11 protein-coding genes are annotated in these 6,360 nt (G+C 51.8%); 2 read left to right on the top strand and 9 right to left on the bottom strand.

Going from position 1 to position 6,360, the window contains the following annotated elements:
• Positions 1 to 488: 488 nt before the first annotated feature.
• The 3 genes from DMX10_RS31595 to DMX10_RS31585 are packed head-to-tail and all read right to left on the bottom strand — an operon-like array spanning position 489 to position 2,983.
• The gene (locus DMX10_RS31595; protein ID WP_158545643.1) at positions 489 to 1,367 is read right to left on the bottom strand and encodes a DUF4435 domain-containing protein; all 879 of its coding nucleotides are present in this window, start codon (positions 1,365 to 1,367) and stop codon (positions 489 to 491) included.
• Positions 1,364 to 2,671, bottom strand: coding sequence for an AAA family ATPase (locus DMX10_RS31590; RefSeq protein ID WP_111264797.1), 1,308 nt, complete (start codon positions 2,669 to 2,671; stop codon positions 1,364 to 1,366). Before DMX10_RS31590 ends, DMX10_RS31595 begins: the two co-directional genes overlap by 4 nt.
• Before the next feature lie 30 nt (positions 2,672 to 2,701).
• A complete protein-coding gene (locus tag DMX10_RS31585; protein WP_146603110.1) occupies positions 2,702 to 2,983 on the bottom strand; it encodes a hypothetical protein in 282 nt (93 codons plus the stop codon).
• A 143-nt stretch (positions 2,984 to 3,126) separates the two neighbouring features.
• Between DMX10_RS31585 and DMX10_RS31580 the strand changes: the two genes are divergently transcribed.
• On the top strand, positions 3,127 to 3,468 hold the full coding sequence (locus DMX10_RS31580; RefSeq protein WP_111264795.1) for a hypothetical protein: 342 nt from the start codon (positions 3,127 to 3,129) through the stop codon (positions 3,466 to 3,468).
• Between the two features lie 92 nt (positions 3,469 to 3,560).
• Here DMX10_RS31580 and DMX10_RS31575 read toward each other — a convergent pair whose 3' ends face one another.
• The 4 genes from DMX10_RS31575 to DMX10_RS31560 all read right to left on the bottom strand — a co-directional run bounded on the left by DMX10_RS31575 (position 3,561) and on the right by DMX10_RS31560 (position 4,714).
• Positions 3,561 to 3,809 carry a hypothetical protein gene (locus tag DMX10_RS31575; RefSeq protein WP_111264794.1) on the bottom strand — a complete coding sequence of 83 codons (249 nt, stop codon included), beginning with the start codon at positions 3,807 to 3,809 and terminating at the stop codon, positions 3,561 to 3,563.
• Between the two features lie 166 nt (positions 3,810 to 3,975).
• Positions 3,976 to 4,236, bottom strand: a complete 261-nt coding sequence (locus tag DMX10_RS31570) for a hypothetical protein (RefSeq protein ID WP_111264793.1) — start codon at positions 4,234 to 4,236, stop codon at positions 3,976 to 3,978.
• On the bottom strand, positions 4,233 to 4,448 hold the full coding sequence (locus DMX10_RS31565) for a hypothetical protein (RefSeq protein ID WP_111264792.1): 216 nt from the start codon (positions 4,446 to 4,448) through the stop codon (positions 4,233 to 4,235). Before DMX10_RS31565 ends, DMX10_RS31570 begins: the two co-directional genes overlap by 4 nt.
• Positions 4,445 to 4,714 carry a DNA-binding protein gene (locus DMX10_RS31560; protein ID WP_111264791.1) on the bottom strand — a complete coding sequence of 90 codons (270 nt, stop codon included), beginning with the start codon at positions 4,712 to 4,714 and terminating at the stop codon, positions 4,445 to 4,447. The genes DMX10_RS31565 and DMX10_RS31560 overlap by 4 nt, the downstream gene beginning before the upstream one ends.
• A gap of 166 nt (positions 4,715 to 4,880) precedes the next feature.
• On the opposite strand from DMX10_RS31560, the gene DMX10_RS31555 reads away from it, so the two are divergent.
• Positions 4,881 to 5,066, top strand: coding sequence for a DNA-binding protein (locus tag DMX10_RS31555; protein ID WP_236205832.1), 186 nt, complete (start codon positions 4,881 to 4,883; stop codon positions 5,064 to 5,066).
• A gap of 586 nt (positions 5,067 to 5,652) precedes the next feature.
• On the opposite strand, the gene DMX10_RS31550 is transcribed toward DMX10_RS31555, so the two are convergent.
• On the bottom strand, positions 5,653 to 5,868 hold the full coding sequence (locus tag DMX10_RS31550; protein WP_021220417.1) for a hypothetical protein: 216 nt from the start codon (positions 5,866 to 5,868) through the stop codon (positions 5,653 to 5,655).
• On the bottom strand, positions 5,861 to 6,133 hold the full coding sequence (locus DMX10_RS31545) for a DNA-binding protein (protein ID WP_111264789.1): 273 nt from the start codon (positions 6,131 to 6,133) through the stop codon (positions 5,861 to 5,863). The genes DMX10_RS31550 and DMX10_RS31545 overlap by 8 nt, the downstream gene beginning before the upstream one ends.
• Between the last annotated feature and the right edge of the window lie 227 nt (positions 6,134 to 6,360).

Genomic DNA, 6,360 nt, shown 5'->3' with positions numbered 1-6,360 from the left:
AGGTAAGGGTGGGAGTGGTGTGGCGGGGGTTTAGGCGAGCGGGATGACTTCAGGGGGGGGGGAGCAAGTGAGCATCTAAGTGCTCCTACGATCCGAAAGGGGTTATGTTGCCATTGGCCGGTCAAAGAGGGAGCTGCAAAGATGAGATTCGAGTACCGAAACGTACGCTTATAACTGCCGATGAAAACCGGCATCAGTACCTAGAATACTTTGGGAAATCGGCACAAACTATTCCTCTGTGTCGACGAATAGTAATTTCAAAAGAGGCCTAGGTATTCCACTGGTGGACTAGCCATAAAAATCAACACCAGCAGAAATTCACTCAATAAAAGCAACAAAAAAATCTATGTGCTGGCCCACTAAAAGGCCAAATAAAAATAAAGCCCCCACATATAGCGGGGGCTAATCACTTACTAATAAAGCTCAAAGATCAAAAAAAACCTAAGCCCAATATACTTTCTCCAAACCACAAGAAATACTAAAGAGAGTCATATGGCGCCTCCCAAAAAATCCGCCCCGCTAAACACTCTAAGTTTATCTGCAACATGCCTACACAGCTTGGTACTCATAAAATACTGCATTCCATAGCTCAAACGCAGCGATGCCTCGACCTTCCTGTAGTCCATATTTGTTTCAGTAGAAATATTTTTCTGCCTATAAACTAGAGCAACAATATTAGCCACATCATGCCCACAGCATACTTGGTAGTTGCATGCTTCCTTCTTCGAAAAAATATCAAATTCTCTCAGAATAAACTCCTTTGTCACATGTGCTGAAATATCTTTGCTACGCTTTATCAGCTCATCAATTAATCTATTTTTATCCACCTCAACATCAAACTCATTAACAAAACAAAATACAGAGTAATTTAAACCCTTAAACCTCAAACCCAAATCATGCTCAGAGTTCAGCCACCGCAAAACTCCAATAACACTCCCCCCCTTGATCACGGAACCAAACATTTGCTCACGTGACATGCTCAGGTATGTAGAACTGGTGTACTCATCTACAAAAGATGACAATGCCGGTGAAGACAACATCATCATCTCTGCATCATGCAAATCCGTTACATATACTCCATAGCCTTCATAGCTACTTGCCACGCCAGATAAATGATCATAGTCCGCATCACAAATACCTAGAACACGTGTGGGAAACTCAAGCGAGAGCTCCTGCATTACCCTCAACAGTTCTTTCTTTCCGTCTACAGACTCTAGCTCTACAGATTTTGCCTCAAACAGCTTTCTAAATAGCTTTACGTCCGAGAACCCCTCAACCACAACTATGAATTTATCTTTATATAGTGGATGTTTAAAAAGCAGCCTGATTTCATTTTTCTTATCAGTTGAATCGATATATTTTCTCATGCCAAAACACCATCTTCCAGATCGACCGTGAGGTCCCAGTTGCCTCCAATGATCTGTGGCGAATGAGTAGCGATTACAACAGGCATATTCTGTATCTTTATAATTTCTTGCAAATCCTTCAGAAATTCCTTTTGCCATGCCACATGCAAAGATATTTCCGGCTCATCTATGAGCACAAGAACATTTTTCTCTGTCTTAAATATCAACTCATATAGCAACACTACTTGGTGCTGCTCACCAGAAGAAAGCTGCGTTAACTTCAGAGGCCGATTCTCATCTGTTTCAAAATGGAAGCCTTTCTCTGCGTCTATTTTTATCTTCTTAAAAGAAAGCCTCTTACCATTTAGAATACTAGAGAACAACTGTATTTTTTTGTATATATCATCATAGGCGGCCAACTTACTATATGTATCCTGCACATAAAGCGTTAGCACCTTCCTGTCCTCATCTTTAATTTCATTCAGCACTTGCAACGGAAGCAGATGCTCTTCTGAGGACAAAAGATTAAAAGCAGACAAGTCAGTTCTTTTAGCCTGTAATTGCCGCAACTCTAACTTTAACTCATCAGCCTTCATAGATTTAAAGTAGTAATCTTTTTTCAAAAGCCGCACAGGAAAAGTTGTATCTAGCTGCTGAGACACATGTGAAGACCTGTACCCTGACTCCTTTATTAACTCCGAAAGCTCATCAGCATACTTCTCAATTGTGTCAACAAACCCTCGGCGCTTTCCTTTGTTGGAGCTCGCCTTACGCTGAATAAGTCGCTGATCCTGAATAAAATGCGCCTTTAGCGAACTACTGAAAGACACATACCATTCTGGATAGTTTTTTGTTGTAAATTCGTCCGGCAAATACTCTGAAAAGTTCTCCACCACCTCTTCGAAAGTATATACCTCCTCAGTTCGGTGATCTTCCCACTCCCTAGGTCCTATACGATGCAGAAATGGCACATGAACATCTATACCATGGATTGACATTTTTTTAATTTTAGAAAACTCATAGTCTCTTTCATACTCATGCGTGCCTGAGAAATGACTATGACTAAGACTAAGTGAGTTAGGAGATCGCTCCATGTCCTTTGAGACTCTCAGATCGCCATCCGATGTCTCCAGAACAACCTCCCTAAACTGAAGATCACAAAGATAGGAGAGACGTCTATTAAAGATCGCATCTATCACTTTTAAGCAAACCGTCTTTCCATATCCGTTAGGAGCAGTCACGATTGTTATCCGCCCATCTTTAAACGGGACGACATGATTAAAATGCCCAAACAACCCTAAGATACTTAGCTTGATCAGTTCCATCGCAACTCCATAATTATTTAGATTTCAGTTTTACTCACTCAGCTTTTTGCGCTTGGCACGCCCGGTAACAGAGCCAACAGCACCGAGAGCAAAGATGACAGGCACGATGTACTGGAGCGCCATAGCGAGACCCCGGAACATGGCACCGGTCATATCGGGTCTGTGCGGGTCGACAGGGAGGATTGGGCTGGTGGCGTATCCGTGGAGCAAGTACCAGGACACGAACGCAACCAACAGGCTTACCCACCAGGGCAGCAAGGTGGCGAGGGTGAAGAGGTCGTCAAACAGGGAGGTTTTGCGGCGGCGTGCCATGCCATGCTCCAATCCGATTCCATTCGTGGCAAAACGCTATGACGGACACTAGCGCGGTCCCCCATTAGCCGTAAATACCCTGGGGACATACCTTAGGCGTAGAGCCCTGACAGTGAGCCTGACCAAACCAAGGAGCGGTAACGATGAAAGCAGCATCCCTCGCCCTCACCTTCCTACTTGCGGCCCTCGCGCTGCCCTCCTCCGCTGATGAGTCAAAACCTCTGGCCACTCGAGCCGGCGAGGCCGTGCAGCCCTATGCCAAACAGATTGGCCACGCCATTGATCGAACCGTGATGGAGTTCTTCGCAGGCTCCGATGGCCCTATGGGTGACGCGGCACGCAGCAATCTCAAAATGCAGGAGCAAGCCGAGCGCCAGGCTAATCGCGGCACGCGGAAGCCGATGAAGGAATGCATCAAACCCGGGAACGTGATTGATGATGATGTGAAGGAGTGTATGGAGGGGTTAAGAGAGCGGGATTGGTGACTCCGCAGATTGATACAACTGCGGGCTCTGTCTTCTGTCGCCGTGCAACACAGCCAAAGGATCAGCAGTCGCCAGAGTTACAGCCACACGGGCTAATCATTCAGCCTGATCGTTGCCCCAAGTGACTCCAGCGTGTGTATAAGCGCGCCCGCCGCTTCCACGCTGGTGACTTCGATCTGTTCGATCTCTCTCTTTCGTATGGCGCGAGCGAGGCGTTTCAATTCTGTGCCCCGCAGTGTGGAGCACAGGGATAACCGCTGAACAAAGGCCTCCAGATTCCAGCCATTCACTGAGGCCCACGCCACGTCATCGGACCAGGACTCAATCTGCAGCACAGGCATGTTCCAAGTTCCTTCCTTGGGTGTGTTCTGGGCATCAGCCCGAAGCGAGGACAGCGTTGCACTCGCTATGAGTCAAATAGTGAAGCGCCGGGATCATAACGCTGAAGGGGGGTAAATTCGCCAGCCTGCTCTTCTCACCTCTTGATCTTCCGTTCGGTTGATCGGCTCAACTCACCTCGGCGCCAAAGGCGCCGTGCTGCGCGACGAATCGCCGCCACGACACGTGCGGCGCCCTTATCCACACCTCCCGCATATAAAGCTCCTCCGGCAGCACATAGCCCCAGCGCCCCCGGATATCGGCACGGGGCGCGCGGGGGCGGCGGGTGGCGGCTGGGACGGGGCGCCATTGGCCGTAGGGCGTGGGGGTGAGGATGCAGAGCAGGCGCAGTGCGGGGCGCGCCTGCTGTGGGTGAACGGCCTTGTTCATATGAGTTCCCGGTTATGTCGGCTGGTGCGCTGGGTGTAGGCGTTGAAGGCGAGGCGGTCGAGGCGCTTGATTTCGGCGGTGTCGAAGGTGCCTGTGTCCTGCAGGGCGTCTAGGTAGCCGCCCATGCGGATGTAGTAGGCGAGCGAGCGCTCCGAGTCGGCGTAGCGAATGGCCTTGAGGAGCATGCGCAGTTGAACGTTGATGGCTTTCATTGGGCGTAGTCCCCCGCGCTGAACACTGTTTTGCCGCTCTCCAGGTCGAGGCGGATGCGATGCAGGTTGATGACGCGGCGCCGGCCGATCTTCACGGTGGGGATGGTGTTGCTCTCTACCCAGCCGCGCACCACGTCTTCGGTGATCTCCTCGATGCCGCACATTTCAGCCAGCACCAGCTGCGTGCAAAACGGCGCACAGCGGAAATCGCTCATTCGCTCGGGCTTTGCGCCCTTGCTGAACCTCACTACTCCAGACTGTTCCATACAGACACCCTATAATCGGCCACTCTAAGCCATCACGAGTAATAGATACTCAAAGCAATCTAGGGCACTGTTGCTCTTGAGTAAAGGTTACTCAAGCCGAGAAAACTCAATGGACGCCGTAAGAAACAGAGCACTTCAACTGATTCGGGCTGTAGGACCGAAGCACTTGAGCGAGCTCGGGGGCAAGAACTACGAACGCTGGCGGAACATCAGCGGCGGCAAGATCAGGATCAGCACCGACGAAGTGGGGATCCTGGCCGAGGCTTATCCACAGTTCGCGCTCTGGCTGATATCCGGGCGCACGGAGCCCGAGAACGGGCACATCAGCCCGGATGACGCGCCTTCTGCGTGATAGCAGAGGGGTGAAGCCGGACCAGGGGCAAACCAGCCCCGAACACGACGGGCTGATCGCCCCGCCCTCCTAGGCCTAGCGCCGCCTTTCACCTTCCCCCGCTCGGAGCCCACGTCATAGGGCGCCGGGCCCTTCCCTCTCCTGATCACTGGCCTTCACTCCCGCCCTCCCCCGCGACGCACCACCAACTGCTCATGCAGTGACCACGCGACGGCGTAGGGCTGGCAGATCCGACTGGGAGCCAGGAGTCCGGATCAGTTTTCTGACTTGGTAGCGCACTTCCTGCAGTGAGGAGGCGGTAATTCCAAATCTGCGCCGCATGAAGAGAAGCGTCGGTTCATCTCACTCCCCAACTGTTGGCCCCCTTCCCTGCCCGACCACCCGTGCGGCTTCCGAGCGAAGGTCTCGCGCAGGTAGAGGCCGGCAGGTAACGCCAAGCCCCAGCGCCCTTGAACATCGACCCAGGGTGCGCGTGCCCTCAGCGTCGTGACAGGCACCGCATGCAGTGATCCCGTGGACGACGGCACCAGCAGGCAGAGCAGGCGCAACTCCCTGCGCCTGCGAAAATTCAGGACATTTCCTTTCATCACTCCCCCACAAGATTCCGGCCACGGCGCTGCGCAAACGCGTTAAGCCCGAGCTGATCGAGGCGCCGCAACGTCTCTGCTTCATAGGCGCCCGTGTCCTGCAACGCATCCACATAACCGGTAAAGCGCATGAACTGTGCGAACGCCCGATCCGGATCCGAGTAGCGAATCCTCCGCAGAAGCAACAGCAGCTGATGGGCAGTCGTCCTATTCATTCGCGTAGTCCCCTGCGCTGAAGACCGTCTTGCCCTGATCCAGGTCGCTGCGAATGCGATGGAGATTGATCACCCGACGACGCCCGATCTTCACGGTGGGGATCGTTCGGGTTTCGACCCAGCCGCGCACCACGTCCTCGGTAATCTCCTCGAGGCCGCACATCTCCGCCAGGACGAGTTGAGTGCAGAACGGCGCACAGCGCGCGTCGTTTATTCGTTCAGGCTTTCCATCAGCGCTAAGCCCCACTACGCCAGACTGTTCCATATAAAGCTCCTATAATCGGCTCTATATTTGGACAAGCCGTGTACTTAATACACGTCTCAAATACACGCAAATAATATATTAAGCCGAAAAAGCATAAATGTAGGCGGTTGCAGGAGCTGAGTGCAACACGGTTATTGAATTGAAGCCGGAGCATCATGCCGCATCGCCATGGCATTTTGCATGACCTCTCCCATCACCTCGATGGGGCATTTGAAGTCGAAGCGCTT

Origin of the sequence: Pseudomonas sp. 57B-090624, from assembly GCF_003234055.1 — a bacterium.
Lineage (GTDB): Bacteria > Pseudomonadota > Gammaproteobacteria > Pseudomonadales > Pseudomonadaceae > Metapseudomonas > Metapseudomonas tohonis.
Note: the sequence above shows the minus strand (reverse complement) of the source record. Positions and strands in the feature narration are given on the sequence as shown.

What these genes read in the sequence shown, in the direction of transcription:
- DMX10_RS31595 (WP_158545643.1), bottom strand. Translation starts at nt 1,367, where the DNA reads ATGAGAAAATATATCGATTCAACTGATAAGAAAAATGAAATCAGGCTG.
- DMX10_RS31590 (WP_111264797.1), bottom strand. Translation starts at nt 2,671, where the DNA reads ATGGAACTGATCAAGCTAAGTATCTTAGGGTTGTTTGGGCATTTTAAT.
- DMX10_RS31585 (WP_146603110.1), bottom strand. Translation starts at nt 2,983, where the DNA reads ATGGCACGCCGCCGCAAAACCTCCCTGTTTGACGACCTCTTCACCCTC.
- DMX10_RS31580 (WP_111264795.1), top strand. Translation starts at nt 3,127, where the DNA reads ATGAAAGCAGCATCCCTCGCCCTCACCTTCCTACTTGCGGCCCTCGCG.
- DMX10_RS31575 (WP_111264794.1), bottom strand. Translation starts at nt 3,809, where the DNA reads ATGCCTGTGCTGCAGATTGAGTCCTGGTCCGATGACGTGGCGTGGGCC.
- DMX10_RS31570 (WP_111264793.1), bottom strand. Translation starts at nt 4,236, where the DNA reads ATGAACAAGGCCGTTCACCCACAGCAGGCGCGCCCCGCACTGCGCCTG.
- DMX10_RS31565 (WP_111264792.1), bottom strand. Translation starts at nt 4,448, where the DNA reads ATGAAAGCCATCAACGTTCAACTGCGCATGCTCCTCAAGGCCATTCGC.
- DMX10_RS31560 (WP_111264791.1), bottom strand. Translation starts at nt 4,714, where the DNA reads ATGGAACAGTCTGGAGTAGTGAGGTTCAGCAAGGGCGCAAAGCCCGAG.
- DMX10_RS31550 (WP_021220417.1), bottom strand. Translation starts at nt 5,868, where the DNA reads ATGAATAGGACGACTGCCCATCAGCTGCTGTTGCTTCTGCGGAGGATT.
- DMX10_RS31545 (WP_111264789.1), bottom strand. Translation starts at nt 6,133, where the DNA reads ATGGAACAGTCTGGCGTAGTGGGGCTTAGCGCTGATGGAAAGCCTGAA.